Below are 21,099 nucleotides of genomic sequence, written 5' to 3' on the forward strand. Positions count from 1 at the left end.
GGAGCGACGCGATGCGATGGACGATCAACGTGGAGGCCCCGTCCCCCCAGCGGGGACTCGCGTTCGGGTGGGAGGACGGGTACGACATCTCCGTCTCGGCCGAGGCGGGCGAGGTCGTCGTCGCCGCCAACCGTGAGGGGCTGATCTCCCTGGCACGGCACCTGCTGACGCTCGCACAGGACGGCGTGACCCCGGGGTCGCACCTGCACCTCACAGCTGGGCAGGAGCTCGAATCGACCTGCGACCTGGTCCTCGAACGGCGGTGAGCCGGCCCGCCCGCCTCCCGGCGGGCACGCCCGCCGGGAGGCGTGGAACCGGGAGGGGCGGGCGGGCATCTGAATCGGGTGGCGAGCGATCGGCGAGAGCGGACGGGACCGGAAGCGGCGGCGGGGAGCACGGAGGAGCTGCGGCGGCGCTACAAGGCGGTGCGGAAGCTGGCCCCGGGCGAACCCGGCGGCGACAAGGAACGCTACCTGGCCGACCTGGAGGCCCTGCACGCGGACGCGGAGGCCTACGGCGAGCCCGGGATCCTCTTCAAGATCAGCATCGAGTACGCCTACTCGCTGAGCATCTCGGGCTGGAAGAAGCACTCCCGGGAGCTCACCTCCCGGTGGCTCGCGGTCCTCCGGAAGTGCCTGCTGATGTGGCACGAGGCGCCGCACCGGCACGGCGAAGGCGACGTCTCGGCGATGTGGACGCAGTTCTACCGGCTCCTCGACTGGTACATCCGGTTCCATCCCGAGCCCGCCGACCGGGTGGCCCGGCTGATCGACGAGCTGGAACGGTACTGCCCGCCCACCCGGACCGGGGCGCGGTACGCGCTCGACACCGCGCGGATGAAGATCGCGGCCCGCCGCGGCGACGCCGCCGAGGTCGACCGGATCTGGCGCGGGCTGCGCATGCGGGACGTCCCGACGGAGCACTTCTTCCGCGACGGCGTGGCCGGGACCGACGCGACCATGTGGACGCTGCTGGGCCGCCACGAGCGGGCGATCGAGGCGATGGCGCCCCTGCTCGCGGGGCGGATGCCCGTGCGGAAGGGCGCCCGCGTGTACGAGGAGGACCTCCTCATGCCGTACCTGCACACCGGGCGGGTGGCCGAGGCGGTCGCGGTGCACCAGCGCACCTACACCTTGCCGGACATGAAGCTCGAGCACGTCGCCGCGCACCTGGAGTTCTGCGCCCGCACCGGCAACGAGGAACGCGGCCTGGACGTCCTGCATCGCAACCTGCACCGGTTCGGGTACCGCTGCCAGTACGTCGTCGAGGTGTGGACGGCCGCGGCGGCGGCCCTGCTGTGCCTGCGGGCCGCGGCCAAGGGCATCGACCGCGAATGGGTCTGGCCCTGCGGGTGCGACGATCCCGGCTGCGACGACCCGGCGCTCTGCAACTGGGCGGAGCTCGGCGCCCAGTTGCGCTGGCGGGCGATCAGGTTCGGGCGGCGCCTGGACAGGCTGAACGGGACGTCCTTCGCCGGGGAGCGGATCGACGCGCTGATCCACGCGGAACCGCTGATCGAGCGCCTCGAGCTGCCGCCGGACGCCGGACCGGCCGCGCCCCCGGCCGTCCCGCCGCCGTCCGCTCACCTGGACGCCGGGGACGCGGACGGCCTGCGCGCGGAACTCGACCGGGCTCGGGCGATGGAACTGCGCAGGCCGCGGATCGTGCTGACCCAGCGGGTGGTGCAGAACGCGCTGGCGGCCGGGGCGCCGGACGTGCTCGCCGACGCCCGGCTCCGGTCGCTGGACGACCTCCTGGAGCTGGGCTGGCGCGGCTGGAGCAGGAACCGGTTCTCGATGCTGCGGGAGCTGTTCCGGATGCTCGACGAGCGGGCGGTCCCGGCGGAGCCGGGGCGGCTCGACGCGCTGTGGCGGGCCGTCCCGGTCGTGCTGGACGAGGCGCTCACCCGGCCCGGTCCGCACCTCCGGCAGGTCCACGGGCTCCTCGACGCGGCCGAGCGTCACTGCCGCCCCGGCACCGAGGACGCGCACCATGTCCGCTGGTTCCGCACCGAGACCACCGCCCGGTCCGGCGACGCCGACGCGACCCGCGCCGCCTGGGCCCGGTTCCGCGACCTCCCGGACGTGAAGCGGTACGCGAGCCGCGCGAACGTCCTGCGTGCCGTGGGGTGGTGGCTCGACCTCGGCTGCGATCAGGACGCGATCGAGGCGATGGCGGCGCTCCCGGGCGACGACCGCGAGGACCTCCTACTGCCCGCCTACCTGCGCGCCGGCCGGACGGCCGAGGCCCGCGCGCTGCACGAGCGCACCCGCGCGGCGGCGTCCGGGCCCCCCGAGGTCACCGCCCACCTGCACTACTGCGCGGAAACCGGACTCCTCGAACACGGGCGGGAGATCCTCCACCGCGTCATCGACCTCTTTCACGGCTCGGACGAAGACGACGACTTCACGTTCGCGGACATGCGCCTGTACGCCGCCGGCGCCCGGATATGCGAACTCCTGGCGAACGCCGGATACACCGGGAACTGGACCTGGCCCGCCGACGAGTGCTGCCCCGACGAGCACGACTGGACCTACGCGCGGCTGGCGAAGGCGCTCCGGAAATCCGTCCGCGACGAGTCCCGCCGTTGGGAAGAGGTCCTCGGTACGACCTTCCACACGCGGGCGGTCGACGGCGGAACCGGAGGCGGGATCCGTCCATCTCAGTGAGGTGATGACGAGTCAGGGGCCAACGGGGGCGAAGAACTTCAACGTCGATCTGCGCGGGATCGTCGATCTGCTGAGCCGGCACCTCTACAGCAGCCCGCGCGTGTACGTGCGGGAGCTGCTGCAGAACGCGGTGGACGCGATGACCGCCCGGGGCTCGAGAACGGACGGGGCGGGCGGGACGGGCGCCGCGGACGGGACGGCGCCGATCCGGTTCGAGACCGGGAACGGGGAGCTGCGGGTCCACGACGCCGGGATCGGGCTGACCGAGCCGCAGGTGCACGAGCTGCTCGCGACGATCGGGAACTCCTCCAAGCGGGACGAGCTGGGGCTGGCGCGGCACGACTTCCTCGGCCAGTTCGGGATCGGGCTGCTGTCGTGCTTCCTCGTCGCCGACGAGATCGAGGTCGTGACGCGCAGCGCCGCCGAGCCGGACGCCCCGGCGGTCGTGTGGCGGGGCCACGCGGACGGGCACTACACCGTGGAGCCGGGGAAGCGGGACGAGGCCGGGACGACCGTGGTGCTGCGGGCCCGCCGGGACTTCGGGCACTGGCTCGAGGCGTCCACGGTGCGGGAGCTGGTGCGGCACTACGGGGCGATGCTGCCCTACGACGTCCGGGTGGACGGGGAGCGGGTCACGGAGGCGACGCCGCCGTGGGAGCGGGGACGCGAGGAGCTGCTCGGGTACGGGACGCGGGTGCTGGGGGCGGTGCCGTTCGACGCCGTCGAGCTGGCGGTGCCGGAGGCGGGGCTGCGCGGCGCGGCGTTCGTCCTGCCGTACGAGAGCAACCCGAGCGAGCGGGCGACGCATCGGGTCTACCTGAAGCGGATGCTGCTGGGCGACCGGGTCGAGGGCGTCCTGCCGGAGTGGGCGTTCTTCGTCCGGTGCGTCCTGGACGCCGGAGAGCTGCGGCCGACGGCGAGCCGGGAGCAGCTGTACGACGACGAGCTGCTGGCGGTGACGCGGGAGCGGCTCGGGGACGCGCTACGGTCCTGGCTGGTGCGGCTCGCGGCGACGGACCCCGCGCGGATGCGGGAGTTCCTGGCGGTGCACTACCGCGGGGTCATGGCGCTGGCGGTGCACGACGTCGAGATGCTGCGGATCGTGGACGAGCAGGTCCCGTTCGAGACGAGCGAGGGGAACCTCACGCTCGCCGAGCTGCGGGCGCGGCACCGCACGATCCGGTACACGCCGCGGGTCGAGGAGTTCCGGCAGCTGTCGGGCATCGCCGCCGCGCAGGGCATCGCCCTGGTCAACGGCGGCTACACCTACCACACCGAGATCCTGAACCGGCTGCGGCGGCTGGACCCGGACCTGGACGTCGGCAGGCTGGAGACGTCGGAGCTGGCGACGCGGCTCGACCCGGTGGGACCGGGCGTGGAGTTCGCCGCCCGCGACTTCCTGGAGACCGCGCGACGGACCCTGGCCGGGCGGGGGTGCGAGCCGCTGCTGCGGTCGTTCTCCCCCGCGTCGCTGCCCGTCCTGTACCTGCAGGGCGCGCCGGGCGGGCACGGCGGCGAGGCGGACGGCGTCTGGGCGGAGTTCATGGATCCCGGCGAGAAGGAGAAGGACGGGCCGCGGCTGGTGTTCAACCACCGCAACCCGATCGTGGCGCGGCTGACCAGCACCGCGAACGTCCGGGTCGTGGAGCTGTCGGTCGAGGCGATGCACGGGTACGCGCTGCTGACCGGGAACCGCCCGCTGCGGCCGGACGACGTGGCCGGGGTGAACCGCGCGTTCCTCGGGCTGGTCGAGCACGCCGTCCGGGAGGGCTGACGGTGACCGCGCTCGACAGGGCGGAACTGCGGCGGCGGCTCGGCGCGGCGTGGGACGTGGAGCCGGGCAAGCCGGGCGGCGGCAAGGAGCGGTTCGTCGCGGCGATGGAGGCGGTGCTGGCCGACGCCGAGGCGCTCGGCGACCCGGAGATGCTGTTCAAGGTCCGCGTCGACTACGGGTACGCGCTGCGCTCGAAGAACTGGAAGGCGCACTCCAGGGAGGTGATGGGCGAGGCCCTCGGCGTGCTCCGCGCGGCCCTGCTGATGTGGCACGCCGAACCGCACCGCTACAGTCCCGCGCACGTCACGGCCATGTGGACGCAGCTGTACAACGTGCTGGACTGGTACGTGCGGATGGACGTCGAGCCCGCCGACCGGGTCCACCGGCTGATCGACGAGCTGGAGCGGTACTGCCCGCCGACGCGGCGCTGGTCGCGGTACGCGCTCGACGACACCCGCATGGACCTGGAGGCGCGCCGCGGGAACGTCGCCGAGGTCGAGCGGCTGTGGGGGCGGCTGCACGTCCAGGGGATGCCGGAGGAGCACTTCGTCCCCGACGGCCACGCCGGCGCCCACGCGCTCATGTGGACGCGGCTGGAGCGGTACGACCTCGCGGTCACGGCGCTGGCGCCCGTGGTGGCGGGGCACATCCCGGTGAGCGAGGGCAACGCCTACGAGACCGGTCTGCTGATGCCGTACCTGCACACCGGACGGTTCGACGAGGCGGTAGCGGCGCACCAGCGGACGTACGCGCTCCCCGGGCTGACGTACGAGGACGTCGCCGCGCAGCTGGAGTTCTGCGCCCGCACCGGCAACGAGGAACGCGGGATGGACGTCCTGCACCGGAACCTCGGGCGGATCGGGCTCGACGGCCGCTACGCCGTCCACATGTGGACGGCGGCAGCGGCGGCGCTGCTGTGCCGGCGGGTCTGCGCGCTGGGGCTCGACCGGGAATGGTTCTGGCCGTGCGACTGCGACGATCCCGACTGCGACTACCTGCCGCTGATCACCTACGCCAAGCTGGGCGAGCAACTGCGGTGGACGGCGGTCAACCTGGCACGCGACATCGGCGAGAAGGACGGCAGCACGCATCTCCCCGAGCGGATCGAGGCGCTGATCCGCGCCGAACCCGTCGTCGACCGCCTCGAACTGCCGGCGCCCGTGTCGCCTCCCGCGCAGGACGCCGCTCCCCCGCCCGCCGCGCACCTTGACCTCACCGACGCCGGCGGCCTGCGGCGCGAGCTCGACCGGGCGCGGATGATCGAGAAGAACCGGGTGCGCATCGGCCGGACGCAGCGGGTGGTGCAGAACGCGATCGTGGGCGGGGTCCCGGACGTCCTGGTGGACGCCCGGTTCGCGCTGCTCGACGACCTTCTCTCCGAGCGCCTCGAACTGTGGCGGCGCGACCTCTTCTCGACGCTGGAGGAGCTGTTCCGGCTGCACGGCGAGCGCCCCGAGCTGTTCGGCGCGGAGCGGACGGCCGCGCTGTGGCGGGCGGTGCCCGTCGCGCTCGGGCGGGTCCTCGCCCGCACCGGTCCGCATCTGCGGCAGATCCGCGACCTCCTCGACCGGCTGGAGCCGCGCTGCCGTCCCGGCACCGACGACCTGCACCACATCCGGTGGTACCGGGCGGAGGCGGCGGCGCGGTCCGGCGACGCGGACGCGTTGCGGGCCGCGCAGGCGGAGTTCCGCGCGCTGCCGCACGCCGAGCGGTACGCCGGACGCGAGCACACGCTGCGGAGCGTCCGCTGGTGGCTGGACCTGGGGTGCGACGAGGAGGCGTTCGCCGCGATGGCGCCGCTCCTGGACGCCGGCGACGAGCGCGCGGACCTGCTGCTGCCCGCCCTCCTGCGTGCGGGCCGCGCGGACGAGGCGCTGCGGGTGCACGAGCGCACCTACCGGACGGCGTCCGGTGCGGCGGGGGTCGGCGCGCACCTGCTGTTCTGTGCGGAGACGGGGGCGCTGGAGCACGGCCGGGACATCCTCCTGCGGACCCTCGACCTGTTCCACATCAGGGACGACGAGGACTTCGAGTTCGACCTCCTGCGCACGTACGCGGGCGCGGTCCGCGTGTGCGAGCGGCTCGTGGCGGCCGGCCGCGACGAGACGTGGACGTGGCCGGCCGACGAGTGCTGCGACCCCGAGGACGGCTGGAGCTTCGCCCGGATGGGCGCGTCGTGCCGCGACTACCTCGGCGTCTTCGCGCACCGCTGGGAGGAGGTCCTCGGCACCACCTTCCACACCCGCACCGCCCGGGCCCTGGCCGACACCGCCCCTTAGCCGAACAGGAGCGGCACCCAAACCGCGACGTTCCCGGCGACCACCAGCCCCATCGAGTACTGCAGGAAGGAGTGCTTGCGCCAAATGATCTTGGAGAGGGCGATGAGCTGCGTGCTGAGGACGAGCTTGTTTCGCCGCTCGTCCCCGTCTCCGAGCGCGACCACGAGTTCCTCCGGGCTCCAGCGGCGCAGGTGACCGAAGTAGACGTAGTTGCTACGCCAGTTGCGCCGCGCGTCCCGCCGGTTGAGCTGCGGGAAGACCGCCGCTCCGGCCAGCAGGATCGCGGCCACCAGCAGTACGAGCCCGGCGGCGAACGTCCACGTCTCCAGGGTCGTGAGGCGTTCGAGCCGCTTTCCCGACTGCGCGAAGGCGACGATGAGCCCCAGAATCGCGGTTTCGAGCGTGAGGATCACCGAGGCTTTCGCGTCCACCTTGGCGGTCCAGTCGTGCAGCGCCTGGTGCACGCGCCACGCGTACATCTCGAATGACTGCTCACGCTCGCCTTCCGGTCCGCCCAGATACCGATCCGACGTGCCCTGCTCCGACGTCTGCGTCATCTCGCCTCCGTGTCGCCCCGTGTTCGTGAGACGTCGACGCGGAGGCATCGGACCCCGCAAGGAACGGCTATATGCCCATTCGGTAAGTACGCCCCGATATGGGGTCGATACGGTGATCTGCACGGGTTCCCGACCCGTGCTTGCGGAGCACGGGTCGCTGCCGCGCGGGCCGTCGCCCGAACCCTCGCCGGGCCGGTGCGTCCCGAGGTGGGGAAAATGCGGTGATCTCTGGGAGCGCCGGGCAGTAGGGTGCGCGGTCATGGACGATCCGCAGGCGTTGCTCGACGACGGCGACATCCCCGGGCTGCTGCGGCACCTGCGGGCGAACGCCGAGGAGATGGACCTCCGGGAACTGGCGCGGCTGCTCGAGGGGGCGGCCGCGGCGTCCGGGTTCGACGACCTGCGGGAGGCCGCGGCGGCCGTGGCCGGGACCGGCGGACGGCGCGGGCGGTTCGGCCGCGGCGGGCGGAGCCGGGAACCGGGGGCGCAGGAGCTGTACGACTTCGGGTACGCGTGCGTCGAGCGCGGCGTGGCGACGCTGGCCGTCCCGGCGCTGCGGGCGGCGCTGGAGCTCCAGCCCGGCGAGCTGGGGCTCGTGCGAGAGCTGGTCTCCGCGCTGGAGGACGACCACCGGCACGCGGAGGCGGTCGCGGCGCTGGACGCGCACGCGGCGCTGCTGGAGCCGTGGCCCGACCGCTACCTCCTGGCCTACAACGCGTTCCTGTCCGGGGACGTCGCGCGCGCCGAGGAGACGGCGGGGGCGCTGCCCGCACCGGACGAGACGTGGACGCCCGCCGGGGAGCGGCTGGAGCGGATGCTCGCGCGGGCGCGGGCCGTCCGTCCGGTGTCGCCGCTGGACGAGCTGGACCTGCGGGGCTGGCAGTTCGCGATCGGCGGGACGGTGCTGCTGTCGCTGTCGCCGCACGGGTTCGACGCCGGGATGACCGGCCGCTTCGCCTACCTCGGGGACGGCTACGGGCAGTGCCGGCTCATGATCGAGCGGCTGCGGCTCGTGCTGGACGCGGCCGGGGTGCGGCCGGATCGGGTGGCGCCGCTGCCCGACCGTTCCAGCGCGATCCTGGGGCTGGCCGTCGCGGAGCTGTTCGGGCTGCCGGCCGGGCCGGTCGAGCCCGGACGGCCGGGCGCGCTCGTCGTCGCCTACGACCTGAACGACGCGGACGGCGAGGTGCTCGCCGGGCTGTGGGAGCGGGCCGAGGGGCAGGTGCTGTTCGAGCACGCCACCTGCTGGACGTCGCCGCCGCCGATCACCGCGGACGTGAGCGGGCTGCTGCACCAGGTGGTCGTCCCGCCGTGGGGCGCGGGGCTGCGCGCGGGCGCGGACGGGGAGGTGGCGCGGACCGAGCCGGACGCGCGGCCCGCCGAGGAGGTCGCCGCCGAGATCGTCCGGGCCGAACCGGACCGGGACGGGGGCGACGCCGCGGCCCCGCCGGACCCGGACGGCGCACCGGCGGCGCTGGTCGCGGCGGCGCGGGCGGCGTGGCTCGGCGGGCCCAGGGAGCCGGTCCGGTCCCCCGGGCCCGTGCGCAGCTCGCGGTTCGCCTGACCTGCGGTCAGCCGATGCGGGCGAGCAGGGCGGTGAGGGCCTCGGAGAGGGCGACCGGGTCGAGGTCGCCGAGGCGGTACCGGGCGTCGCCCGGGTCCGCGCGGCTGTCCGTGGTCCCCCGCACGCCGCGGATCGTCTGCGCCTCGTCCCGCTCCGGATCGGCGTCGCGGAGGCCGGGGGCGAAGTCGACGACGAGGTAGCGGTGGTCGCCGAAGGCACGCCAGAGCCGGGTGCGGGTGGGGCCCTGGTATTCGGGGGGCCAGCGCCAGCCGCCTCGGAGCAGGGCGCGGACGGCGGCGGCGGGCAGCACCGCGCCCTCCAGCCGGGCCAGGCGGTCGGATTCCCGCTCTGCGCCGGTGAGCGCGACGACGGGGCGTCCGAGCTGCGGGAACGGCTGCAGGATCTCGTAGTCGGCGAGCAGCGCGGCCCAGGCTCCGGCCTCGTCCGCGCCGAGGGTCACCGGGTGGACGAGCGCGATCTCGGCCGCGTCCGGGACCGCGACGGCGTCATCGTCGACGCCCGCGAACGTGCCGTCCTCGGCGATGCGGAACGCGGGGCCGTCCACGATCCGCCAGACCAGGCGGCGGACGATGTGCCGGAGGAGGGGATGCCCGGCGAGGTGCTCGCGGAAATCGGCGGGCACCCAGCGGCGGCCGTCCAGCATCGCCGCCTCCAGGCGGTCGAGCTGCTCGCGGGCGACGCCCCGGACGTCCCGCTTGAGCGCCGTGAAGCGTTCGCGGGCGGCGGCGGCGCGGGCCGGATCGTCGCGCGCCGCCGGTTTGGGGAGCGCCTTGCGGAGGCGGCCGTCCTCGCCGGTGACGAACGGCCTGAGCTGCTCGTCGAACCCGACCGTGAACCGGCGCGGGCCGTAGTCGAGGTCGAGGGTGCCGGACGCGTCCAGCCCGAGGGACGGGACGAGCCGGTCCGCGATCCGGTCGGCGGTCAGGTCCAGGTCGGCGGCGACCGCCTCGAGGTGCCTCCAGGCGTGGTACCGGACGCCGCGATGCGGAGAGCGGGCGAGGTCGTGCAGGTGCACGGCCGCTTCCTCGCCGCCGATCGCGGCGAGGACCCGCATCCCCAGGGAAACGCGCCGCCACTCGTCGTCGGGCGACCAGTGCGGCAGCAGGGGCCCGAGGAGGCCGACGGCCGCGCCGTCCCCGCACCGGGCGAGGGCGGACAGGACGAACTCGCCCCCGGCCGGGTACCCGGCGGCGCGCCACGCCTCGAACAGCGCCGCCGTGAACGCGGCGAGGGACGGCGGCTCGCAGATCGCCTCGACCTCGTCGACGGCCTCGCCGACACCCGGATAGTCGTCCGGCATTCCGTCGTCCATCGCGAGGATGTGGACGAGGTTGCGGGTGGCGGCGGCGGGGAGCGCCGTACCGTCCTCTCGCAGGACCGGACGGGGCAGGGCGTCGGCGTCGGCCCACTTCGGGTAGGGCGGCGGCGGTGTCGGCCGCACGGCCGGGGCGAACGTCCCCGCCGGGGCATCCGCGAGCATCCGCACCACGGCGGCGGCGGCCTCCTCCCCGTACCTGCGGGCGGCGCGCACGACCAGGTCGGGGTCCATGCCGGCGACGTGCCGGAGCGCGTTGACGGCCTGCCGGCGGGGCGCGGCCGCGGCGCCGAGGGCGTCCGGCACCAGGTAGTACCCGGCGGCGAGCGGGCCGTGCCGCTCGAACCACGCCTCGGCGAGGTGCCGCGCCGTCTTCAGCTTGTACAGCCAGTAGGCCGCCAGGCGTGCCGTGTCGGCGCCCAGCAGGGGGACGACGGGCCACCCGTTGCGGGTCGGACGTGCCCCGGCCATCCGGACGACGAGGTCCCAGACGTCCAGTTCGAACCGGGCGAGCAGGGGCTGCAGCCAGTGATGGAGGCTCTGGTCCTCGCGGGGCGCGAACTGCGGGAGCAGGGGACGGGCCAGGTGCTCGGGCGCGTGCACGAGCACGTCGGCCTGCTGGAAGGCCGCCCCCCGGTCCTTCCCGAAGTGCCGGTCGATCTCCGCCCGCCAGTAGGCCTCGTCCGCCCGGACGGGGTGGCCGAGCCAGTCCTCGCGCTCGCCGGGCGCCCAGCGGACGCGGCGTCCGGGCGGGGGTTCCAGGCCCGCGATGGTGACGGCCTTCCAGTCCGCGGGCCGTTTCGGCTTGCGCAGCCAGGGCGGGTCGGTGAGGGCCTCGGGGAGCTTCGGGGGCATGGTCGTTCGTCGTCCTTTCAGCGGGCGGAGGCGGCCAGGTGGTCGAGGTCGGCGAGGATCTCGGACGCGGCGACGGGATCGAGATCGCCGAACGTCAGGGATCCGGAGTCGTCCCGCCCGAAGTAGCGGTCCTCCGGGTGTTCGGTGATCCGCACGCCGAGACTCTGGTCGCCGAACTCGTCCGGGAGGTCGACGGTGATGCCGGGGCTGAGGTCGATCACGACGAACCGGCGGGTGCCGGCGCGGCGGGAGATCCACGCCTCGACGCCCGCGTCCTGCGGCGCGCCCCGCTCCCAGCCCCGGCCCACCAGCCCGAGCACGGCGCGGGGCGGGACCTTCAGGCCGTCGAGGCGGTCCAGGCGGGCGCCCGCCCGCTCCTCGCCGGTGAGGGCGTGGACGGGCCGGGCGAGCTGCACGAACGGCTGCAGGATCTCGTAGTCGGCGAACAGCTCCGTCCAGGCGGGGAGGTCGCCGCCGAGGTCCAGCGGGTGCGCGACGCCCACGCGGGCACCGTCCGGCACGGTGACCGTGTCGTCGGAGGAGTCCGCGAACGTGCCGTCCTCGGCGACGCGGAACGCGGGCCCGCCGTCGGTCGTCCACACCAGGCGGCGCACGAGATGGTGCAGCAAGGGGTGGGCCACGAGAAGCTCACGGAACTCGGCGGGCGTCCACCGGCGGCGATCGACCATCGCGCGTTCGAGGCGGGCGAGTTGGTCGGACGCCACGGCGCGGAGGTCCTTCTTCAGGGCCGCGAACCGCTTGGCGGCGGCGGGCGCCAGCTCGGGATCGTCCTTGGCACCCGGCTTGGGCAGCGACTTGCGCGGCTTCCCCGTGTCGTCGGTGATGGTCGGCCTGAGCTGCTCGTCGAAGGCGACGACGAACCGGCGCGGCCCGTAGTCGAGCGTGAGGGTGCCGGACGCGTCCAGCCCGAAGTCCGGGACGAGCCGGTCGGCGAGCTGCTCGGCGGTCAGCTCGAGCCCGGCCGCGACCTCCCCGATCTTCTCCTGCGCCCGCTTCTTCAGCGCCTTGAACTTCACCCGCTGGGAGATGGAGTTCAGGTGCATGAGCGCCGTGCCGGTGCCGATCGCGGCCAGCACGTCCAGCCCGAGGACGGCCTTCGCGTGCCCGCCCTCGCCCGGCCACGCCCGGATCACCGGGGTCAGCCGCCGGACGGTCTCGTCGTCGCCGGTGGACGCGAGCTGGGTCAGCGCCCAGTTCTCCTTGGGCGGCGCGCCGCACACGTCCCACCAGCGGAACAGGGCCCACCCGAACTCGGCCAGCGAGTCCGGGTCGCTCAGCTCCCGCACCGCGTGGACGCCCGCGTAGACGTCGTCCGGGTTCGACATGGCCAGCATCGTCAGGACGTGCCGGACGGCGTCGTCGGGGAGAGCGTGCGTCCGGTCGCGGAGCAGGAGCGGCGGAAGCGCCCGGATCTCCACCCACCCCACGGACGGGATCTTCTTGGGCAGGGTGTCGAGGGGGTCGGCGGCCAGCAGCGTCCCGATCGCGGCGGCGGCCTCGTCCCCGTGTGCGCGCGCCGCCTCGACCACCGTGTCCGGGCCGTGCCGGTCGGCGATCAGGCGCAGCGCGTGCTCGGCCGCGCGCCGCGCGGGCCCCGCCTTGCCCAGCGCGTCCGGGACCAGCGCCGGAGCGGCGGCCGTGCCGTGCCGCCCGAACCAGGCGCGGGCCGTCTTCCCGGCGCTCTTCAGCCGGACGAGCCAGTCCGCCATCGTCCGCGCGATCCGGTCGTCCAGCAGCGGCAGCAGCATCCCGCCCAGCAGGGCGGGGTCCCGGCGGGCGACGGACAGGGCGGCGCCGGCGGCGTCCGTCTCGAAGCGCCCGACGATCGGCGGCAGCCAGTCCTCGGCGTTCCACGGATCGGGCTCCCACCCCGCGAGGAGCGGACGCACCAGTTCGTCCGGGCCCAGCGCGAACAGGGCGTGCGCCTCGTAGTTCGCCAGCGTCCCGGCCGCGAACCGCGCGGCGGCCTTCGCGGGCTCCAGGTCACGGCCGTACGGGCCGAAGCGGGGCCGCCGCGCCGTCCACTCCTCGCGCTCGCCGGGAGCCCAGGCGACGGCCCGCGTGCCGGGCAGGGGCAGGTCCTTGATGACGACGGGCTTGGCCTTCGTCCCCGGGCGGGTCCACGGCGGCTCGGTCAGCAGGGGCGGCAGGTCCGGTGCGGGCGGCCGGGACGCGCACGCGTCGAGCGTCGCGCGGATCGTGCGGCGCGCCTCGGCGGGAAGCTCGGGCAGCATGCTCTCCGCCAGGTCCGGGCCCATCCGGACGTGCGCGGCCAGCAGGTCGGCGGCCCGCGCGGTGCCCGTCCCGGCCAGCAGCCGCACCGCGCGGGTGGGGAACCGGCGGGCGGCGGCGAGCAGCGCGGGCGGGACGCCCGGACGGTCGATCCGCTCGACGAGGGCGCGGAACGCGCCGTCCACGGGCAGCCCGCCGAGGACCTCGGGGATGCACCCGGCCCCCTGGCCCTGGGCGTACTGGGCATCCAGGGCCTCGGCGAGCAGCGGCGTCGCCGCCTCCGGGCCCACGCCGTCGACCAGCGTCAGCAGGACATCAGGGCCGCGGTCGCGGTGCGCGAGCGGCAGGCCCAGCACGGCGGGCTGGTGCGGCGCTCCCAGCGCGCAGAACAGCAGCCACCGCTCGGAGTAGTGGTCGGTCGCGGCCGGGCCGGGATTCGCGCACAGCTCCTCGACCCAGTCCTCCCGGGTCGGCGCGAGGTACGCGGCGATCAGCCGCTGCAGCCCGTGGCCGCGCCGCCCGGCGAGCCCCTCGACCGCCTCCGCGTACACGTCGCCCGGCGCGGCGGCCAGCCGGGCGCGCAACGGGCGCGCGTCCTCCGCCTGCAGCCACCAGCCGCCCCATGCCTCGTCCGGGTTCCGCCGCCGGACGCCCGCCCAGCGCCAGTCGGACCGGTGGAACGTGGCGTCGGCGAGGATGCCGCCCATCTCCATGAACGCGGCGGCGGCGAAGGCCGGGCCGTGCTCGGCCGTCCAGGCATGCGGGAACGGGGACTCCTCCGGCGAGCGGTGCAGGTTCCGCAGGACGCCCGTGACGTGCGCGACGGCGGCGGCGCCGAGGGGGTTCGCGTCGCCGCGCAGGTGCGCGCGGGCCGCCTCGGCGACGTCCGGATCGGTCCCGGCGAGGGCGAGCACGCCCTCGATGCCGTCCCGGGCACCGTCCACGAGCGAGCCCGCCCGCGCGACGAGGGCCGGGTCGGGCGCGGGCGGCTCCGGAACGTGGGGGCGGTCGCGGCGCGGGTGCCGGGCGTCCCCGGCGCGGAGCGCGTTCTCGTCGCTCATCGGGACGCTCCGTTCGATTCGGTGAGGTGGGTCAGGTCGGCGAGGACCTCGGAGGCGATGACGGGGTCGAGGTCGCCGAAGCGCCCGGACGGCGCCTCGGTCCGCCAGAAGTGGTCGCCGGGTCGCTCGGCGAGCCGGACATCGGTGAGGACCTGGTCGCCGAGCAGGTCCGGCGACCCGACGGGGATGCCGGGATCGAGGGCGATGACCAGGTGCCGCTTCGGGCCGACGCGGCGGGAGATCCACACCTCGACACCCGCGTCCTGCGGCTCGCCGCGTTCCCAGCCCCGCTTCACCAGGCCCAGCACGGCGCCGGACGCGACCTTCGCCCCCTCGAACCGCGCCAGGTTCCCGGCGTCCCGTTCCTCGCCGGTGAGGACGTGGACGGGCCGGGCGAGCTGCGCGAACGGCTGCAGGATCTCGTAGTCGGCGAACACCTCCGACCAGGCCGCCAGGTCATCGCCGAGGTCGAGCGGGTGCGCGACGCCCACGCGGGCGCCGTCCGGCAGGACGACCGTGTCGTCGGAGGCGTCGGCGAAGGTGCCGTCCTCGGCGACGCGGAACGCGGGCCCGCCGTCGGTCGTCCACACCAGGCGGCGCACGAGGTGCCGGAGCAGCGGGTGACCGGCCAGCAGGTCGCGGAACTCGGCCAGGGGCCACCGGCGGCGGTCGACCATCGCCTGCTCCAGACGGGCGAGCTGGTCGGCCGCGACCGTCCGCACGTCCTTCTTCAGGGCCGCGAACCGCTTGGCGGCGGCGGGCGCCAGCTCGGGATCGTCCTTGGCACCCGGCTTGGGCAGCGCCTTGCGCGGCTTCCCCGTGTCGTCGGTGATGGTCGGCTTGAGCCGCTCGTCGAAGGCGATCGTGAAGGCGCGGGGGCCGTAGTCGAGCGTGAGGGTGCCGGACGCGTCCAGCCCGAAGTCCGGGACGAGCCGGTCGGCGAGCTGCTCGGCGGTCAGCTCGAGTTCGGCCGCGACCTCCTCGATCTTCTCCCGGGCGCGGGTCTTCAGGGCTTTGAACTTCACCCGCTGCGCGACGGTGTGCAGGTGCATTAGGGCGGTGTCGGTGCCGATCGCGGCCAGCACGTCCAGCCCGAGGACGGCCTTCGCGTGCCCGCCCTCGCCCGGCCACGCCCGGATCACCGGGGTCAACCGCCGGACGGTCTCGTCGTCACCGGTGAGTGCGAGCTGGGTGAGCGCCCAGTTCTCCTTGGACGGCGCGCCGCACAGCTCCCACCAGCGGAACAGCGCCCACCCCCATTCGGCCAGCGACTCGGGGTCGCACAGCTCTCGCACCACGCCGACACCCGCGTACGGGGCGTCCGGCTTCGACATCGCCAGCATCGTCAGGACGTGCGCGGCGGCGGCGTCCGGGAGAGCGTGCCGCCGGTCGCGAAGGAGGATCTGCGGGAGGACGCTCGAATCGGCCCAGTCGACCGCCGGGATCTTCGCCGGGAGGGCCTCGAGCGGATCGGCGGCCAGCAGCGCCGCGACCGCGGCGGCGGCCTCGTCGCCGTGGACGCGCGCCGCCGCGACGACCGGCTCCGCGCCGTGCCGGCCGGCGATCAGCCGGAGCGCGTGCTCGGCCGCGCGTCGCGCGGGCCCCGCCTTGCCCAGCGCATCCGGGACCAGCGCCGGAGCGGCGGCCGTGCCGTGCCGCCCGAACCAGGCGCGGGCCGTCTTCCCGGCGGTCTTGAGGCGGACGAGCCAGTCCGCCATCGTCCGCGCGATCTCGTCGCTGCGCAGCGGCATCAGGAGCCCGCCCAGGACGGCCGGATTGCCGCGGGCGACGATCAGCGCGGGGTCGTGCGCGTCCAGCTCGAAGCGCCCGATGATCGCCCGCATCCACTCGCCCTCGTCCCAGACGACCGGGGGCTCCCATCCGGCGAGGAGCGGGCGGACGGCCTCCTCGCCGCCCCGCGCGACGACCACGACCTGCTGGTGGCCGGGGAGCTTGCCGAACCGCGCGGCCAGCTTGTCGGGATCGAGCCGGTCGGCCCACCGCCACAGGTGCGCGGCGCGGGACGCCCACTCCGCGCGCTCGTCCGGCTCCCATGCGGTCGCGCGGGTATCGGGCGAGGCCAGCCCCTTGATCACGACGGGCTTCGCCTTCTTCACGGGACGGGTCCACGGCGGTTCGGCCAGCAGCGGCGGCAGGACCGTCGTGTACGGCACCCGCCTGCTCGCGTCGAGGATCCCCCGGACCGACTCCCGCGCCCCGCCGGAGAGCGCCGGGAGCGTCTCCTCCGCGAGACCGGGGTTGGCCCGGACGTGCCCGGCGAGCAGGTCGGCGGCGCGGGTGCCGCCGGCCTCCGGGAGCAGCCGCATCGCGCGGGCCGGGAACCGGCGGGCGGCGGCGAGCAGGGCGGGCGGGACGCCCGGACGGTCGACCCGCTCGACGATCGCCTGGAACGCGCCGTCGAAGGGCAGTGCCGCCAGGACGCCGGAAACGGTGCGGAGCTGGTCCGCGGAGACGTAGACGTCGTCCAGGGCGTCGAGGAGGAGCGGGACGACGGGCTCGGGGCCGACCCCGTCGACGAGTGAGGCGAGGACGTCGAGGTCGCGGTCGTTGTAGTCGAGCGGCAGGCCGAGCGCGGCGGGCTGGTGCGCGCCGCCCAGGGCGCAGAACAGCATCCAACGGTCCGGGGAGTGCTCGGTCCCCGCGTAGCCGGGATCCGCGCACAGCTCCTCGACCCAGTCCTGACGGGTCGGCGCCAGGTACGCGGCGAGCAACCGCCGGAGATGGTGGCCGCGGTTCTCCGCGAGCCCCTCGACCGCGCCGGTGTAGACGTCGTCGGGGGCGGCGGCCAGGTGGGCGCGCACCCGCCGGACGGTACCCCGCTCGATCCACCAGTCGAGCCGCGCGTCACCCGCACGGCGCCACCGGACGCCCGTCCAGTCCAGCCCGCCGGTCCCCCGCCGTCGCGCGGCCCCGCGCCCGGAGGGGGCGGCGACCTCGGCCACGGCGCGGATCGCCCCGATGTCCGCGAGGGCGCACGCGGCGAACGCGGCGCCGTGCCCGGTGAGCCACGCGTCGGTGAACAGGCGGTCTCCCCCGTCGCGGTGCAAGCCGTGCAGCACGACGGACACCTGCGCGACGGCGGCGGCGCCGAGCGGGGTCGCGTCGCCGCGCAGGTGTGCGCGGGCCGCCTCGGCGACCTCCGGCTCGTTACCGGGCAGGTCGAGGATCTCCTCGATCTCGGTGCGCTTCTCGTCCACGAGGGCGCGGACGCGGGCGGCGGCGGCCCGGTCGGGCGCGGGCGGCGCCGCGACGGGCGGGCGGTCGCGGCGCGGGTGCAGCACGCGGCGCCAGGCGTCCGGCATGGTCAGCGTGTTCTCGTCGGTCATCGTGCGGCCTCCGGGTGCGCGGTCAGGCGGACGAGATCGGCGAGGGTCTCGGAGACGGTCACGGGGTCGACGTCGCCGAGGCGGATTTCCGGGCGGACCGCGACCTCGACGAGGACCTGCTCGTCCATCTCGTGGGGGTCGCCGACGGGGAAGCCGGGTTCGAAGCCGACGACGAGCTCCCGGCCGCCGGGAAGCGGCCGGGAGATCCAGTGCTCGCGACCGACCTCCATCGGCGCGCCGCGCTCCCAGCCGCGCCGGGTCAGCCCGAGCAGGTCGGCGACGTTCACCTTCACGCCCTCGAAGCGTTCCAGGCGCGCGGCGCCGCGCTCACCATCGGTGAGAGTGTGGACGGGGCGGGTCAGCTGCTCGAACGGCTGCAGGATCTCGTAGTCGGCGAACAGGGCCGACCAGGCGGGCAGGGTGTCGCCCAGGTCGGCGGGATGCGCGAGGAGCACCCGCGCGTCCCCCGGGAGGGTGACTGTCGTGTCGGCGGCGTCCGCGAACGTGCCGTCCTCGGCGACGCGGAACGCCGGACCGTCCGTCCCGTCCGGGCCTTCGAGGGCCCGCCACACCAGGCGGCGGACGAGATGCCCGGTGAGCGGGTGGCCGGCGAGGAACTCGCGGAACTCGGCGACCCGCCAGGCGCGCCGCGACACCATCGCCGACTCCAGCCGTGCGAGCTGGTCGGTCGCGACCGCGCGCACGTCCTTCTTCAACCCCGAGAACAGCTTGTACGCGGCGGGGGCCAGTTCGGGATCGTCGCTCGCCCCCGGCTTCGGCAGGGCCTTGCGCGGCGTGCCGTCCTCGTCGGCGACGGTCGGGCGGAGCATCTCGTCGAACCCGACGACGAACCGGCGCGCCCCGTAGTCGAGCGCCAGCGCGCCCGACGCGTCCAGGCCGAAGTCGGGGACGAGCCGGTCCGCGAGTTGCTCGGCGGAGAGCTCGAGTTCCGCCGCGAGCTCCTCGATCTTCTCCTGCGCCCGCGCCTTGAGCCCCTTGAACTTCACCCGCTGCGAGATCGAATGCAGGTTGAGGAGAGCGGTGTCGGTGCCGATCGCGGCGAGCACGTCCAGTCCGGTCACCGCCTTGGCGTGGCCGCCGTCGCCCGGCCACGCCCGGATCACCGGGGTCAGGCGGCGGACGGTCTCGTCGTCGCCGGTGAGCGCGAGCTGGGTGAGCGCCCAGTTCTCCTTGGACGGAGCGCCGTCGAACTCCCACCGGCGGAACAGGGCCCACCCGAACCCGGCCAGCGACGACGGATCGCACAGCTCCCGGACGACCTCCACACCGGCGTACGCGTCACCGGGTCTGGACATCGCCATCATCGTCAGCACGTGCCGGACGGCGTCGTCGGGGAGCGCGTGCTCCTTGTCGCGCAGCAGGATCTGCGGGAGAAGGCGCAGGTCGACCCAGTCGACGGCCGGGACCTTCCTGGGCAGGTCGTCGAGGGGGTCGGCGGCCAGCAGCGCCTCGATCGCCGTGGCCGCCTTGTCGCCGTGGACGCGGGCCGCGTCGACGACGCCGTCCGCGCCGTGCTGCTCGGCCACGAACCGGAGGGCGTGTTCGGCGGCGCGGCGGGCGGGGCCCGCCTTGCCGAGCGCGTCCGGGATCAGCGCCGGGGCGGCTGCGGCGCCGTGCCGGGCGAACCACGCGCGGGCCGTCTTCCCCGCCGTCTTGAGGCGGACGAGCCAGTCGGCCATCATCCGGGCGATCTCATCGGTGAGCAGGGGCAGCGCGCAGTGCCCGAAACGGGCCGGGTCGCGGTGGGCGACCGACAGGAGGGGGTCGCACGCCTCCAGTTCGTGGCGGGCGACGAGCGAGGGCAGCCAGTCGGCCACCTCCCAGAGTCTGGCGGGTTCCCAGCCCTTCAGGAGCGGACGAGCGAGATCCTCGGGGCCGGCGAGGAGCAGGATCTCCAGGCCGTAGGCCCAGTTGCTGGTTCCCGCCACGACCTTCGCGGCCTCCTCGGCGTCCATCTCGCCGGCCCGCCGTGCCCAGCGGGCCGGCGTGCGTCCCGCCCAGTCGTCGCGCTCGCCGGGCGCCCAGACGACCGCACGCATCCCGGGTGCGGGCAGGTCCTTCATGACGACCTGCTTCGCCTTGGGACGGTCCCGCGCCCACGGCGGCTCGGTCAGCAGCGGAGGCAGGTCCGCGGACGCCGGGTGCCGATCGAGCATCGCCCGGATCCTCGCCCGCCGTCCGGCCGGAAGGTCGCGCGCGACCTCCTCGGCGAGGGCGGGGTTCGCGCGGACGTGCTCGGACAGCACGTCCGCGGCCAGTCGCGCGGTGGAGGCCGACAGGACCCGCACCGCACGGGCGGGGAAGCGGCCGGCGGCGGTCCGCAGGGCATCGAGGACGTGGGGTCGGCCCGCCTTGGAGACGAGTGCCTGGAACGCCTCGTCATCGGGCAGCGCGGCGAGGAACTCGAGGGGGACCTGGTAGCCGTTCGATCCGTCGTACAGGGCCGCGGTCAGCAGCGGCACGACGGCCTCGGGGCCGAGGGCGTCGATGAGCGACGCGAGGACGTCCCGTCCGTACACCCGGCCCGTCCGCCGCCCCATCACCGCGAGCTGGTGCGGCCGCCCGAACGCGCAGTACAGCAGCCACTCCTCGGAATGGCTGAAACGCTCCGGCAGATCGGGCGTGCTCGCGCACAGGTCCTCGACCCAGTCCTCGCGGGTCGGCACGAGGTACGCGGCCACCGCGCGCTGCCAGTCGTGGCGGCGGGCGCCCTCCAACCGCTCCGCGGCCTCGGCGTACTCGTCGTCGGGGGCCGCCGCGAGACGGGCGCGCAGGGCCCGCGCGGCGTCCCGGCTGAACCCCTTGGTGGTGTACATCGCGGGGTGGTTCCGATGGCGGGCGCCGTACACGCCGTCCTCCCCGGGGCCCGCGAGCACGATTCCGCACAGTTCCGTGAAGGCGTGCGCGGCGAACGCGACGCCGTGGTCGGCGGCGAGCGCCTCGGCGAAGAGCAGTTCGGGACCGAGGCCGGACGGCTTCTCCTTGCCGACCGTCTGGACGGCGGCGAACGCGACCGCCGCGGCCCCGAGCGGGTTCGGCTCCCCGGCCAGCTGCGCGCGCCCGGCCTCGGCGATGTCGGGCGCCGTCCCCGGATGCCCGAGAACCGTCTCGATCTCCGCGCGCTTCTCCTCGACGAGGCCGCGGGCGCGCGCGGCGGCGGCCGCGTCGGGCGCGAGCGGCTCGGGCGCCCACCGGCCGTCCCGGCGCGGATGCACCAGGTCGCGCCAGCCGTCCGGCATGATCAGCGTGTTCTCGTCGGTCACCGGGGAGATCCGTTCGTCGCAGAGGTCAGTGAAGCGAAGTCGTCGAGGAGTTCGGGACGGCGGGGCGGTCGCGGCGCGGATGCCTGGCGCGCTTCCACGCGGGCGGCATGGCGAACGTGC

At 75.1% G+C, this 21,099-nt stretch carries 10 protein-coding genes; 5 read left to right on the forward strand and 5 right to left on the reverse strand.

All coding sequences use genetic code 11. The features are described from left to right. The first annotated feature begins 11 nt into the window (after positions 1 to 11). The 4 genes from F7P10_RS03900 to F7P10_RS03915 all read left to right on the forward strand — a co-directional run bounded on the left by F7P10_RS03900 (position 12) and on the right by F7P10_RS03915 (position 6,722). Positions 12 to 266, forward strand: coding sequence for a hypothetical protein (locus tag F7P10_RS03900; protein ID WP_151008113.1), 255 nt, complete (start codon positions 12 to 14; stop codon positions 264 to 266). A gap of 78 nt (positions 267 to 344) precedes the next feature. After that, positions 345 to 2,669: a hypothetical protein gene (locus tag F7P10_RS03905; RefSeq protein WP_151008114.1), complete on the forward strand. Its 2,325-nt coding sequence runs from the start codon at positions 345 to 347 to the stop codon at positions 2,667 to 2,669. A 4-nt stretch (positions 2,670 to 2,673) separates the two neighbouring features. Then, positions 2,674 to 4,443, forward strand: a complete 1,770-nt coding sequence (locus F7P10_RS03910; RefSeq protein ID WP_151008115.1) for an HSP90 family protein — start codon at positions 2,674 to 2,676, stop codon at positions 4,441 to 4,443. A 2-nt stretch (positions 4,444 to 4,445) separates the two neighbouring features. Continuing rightward, entirely contained in the window at positions 4,446 to 6,722 is a 2,277-nt protein-coding gene (locus tag F7P10_RS03915) for a hypothetical protein (protein WP_151008116.1), read from the forward strand. Here the strand turns inward: F7P10_RS03915 and F7P10_RS03920 are convergent. Beyond that, positions 6,719 to 7,279 carry a Pycsar system effector family protein gene (locus F7P10_RS03920; protein WP_151008117.1) on the reverse strand — a complete coding sequence of 187 codons (561 nt, stop codon included), beginning with the start codon at positions 7,277 to 7,279 and terminating at the stop codon, positions 6,719 to 6,721. The two genes, F7P10_RS03915 and F7P10_RS03920, sit on opposite strands and share 4 nt — an antisense overlap. A gap of 259 nt (positions 7,280 to 7,538) precedes the next feature. Here F7P10_RS03920 and F7P10_RS03925 point away from each other — a divergent pair, with 259 nt between their 5' ends. Further along, positions 7,539 to 8,843, forward strand: a complete 1,305-nt coding sequence (locus tag F7P10_RS03925; RefSeq protein WP_151008118.1) for a hypothetical protein — start codon at positions 7,539 to 7,541, stop codon at positions 8,841 to 8,843. 7 nt (positions 8,844 to 8,850) lie between these two features. On the opposite strand, the gene F7P10_RS03930 is transcribed toward F7P10_RS03925, so the two are convergent. From F7P10_RS03930 to F7P10_RS03945, 4 genes are read right to left on the reverse strand one after another with little or no spacing between them, the layout of a single operon-like run. Continuing rightward, positions 8,851 to 11,034: a DUF4132 domain-containing protein gene (locus F7P10_RS03930; protein ID WP_151008119.1), complete on the reverse strand. Its 2,184-nt coding sequence runs from the start codon at positions 11,032 to 11,034 to the stop codon at positions 8,851 to 8,853. A gap of 17 nt (positions 11,035 to 11,051) precedes the next feature. Continuing rightward, positions 11,052 to 14,348, reverse strand: a complete 3,297-nt coding sequence (locus tag F7P10_RS03935) for a DUF4132 domain-containing protein (protein ID WP_151008120.1) — start codon at positions 14,346 to 14,348, stop codon at positions 11,052 to 11,054. Continuing rightward, positions 14,345 to 17,695 carry a DUF4132 domain-containing protein gene (locus F7P10_RS03940; protein ID WP_151008121.1) on the reverse strand — a complete coding sequence of 1,117 codons (3,351 nt, stop codon included), beginning with the start codon at positions 17,693 to 17,695 and terminating at the stop codon, positions 14,345 to 14,347. Before F7P10_RS03940 ends, F7P10_RS03935 begins: the two co-directional genes overlap by 4 nt. After that, positions 17,692 to 20,979, reverse strand: coding sequence for a DUF4132 domain-containing protein (locus F7P10_RS03945; protein ID WP_151008122.1), 3,288 nt, complete (start codon positions 20,977 to 20,979; stop codon positions 17,692 to 17,694). Before F7P10_RS03945 ends, F7P10_RS03940 begins: the two co-directional genes overlap by 4 nt. Between the last annotated feature and the right edge of the window lie 120 nt (positions 20,980 to 21,099).

This window comes from Actinomadura sp. WMMB 499 (assembly GCF_008824145.1).
Lineage (GTDB): Bacteria > Actinomycetota > Actinomycetes > Streptosporangiales > Streptosporangiaceae > Spirillospora.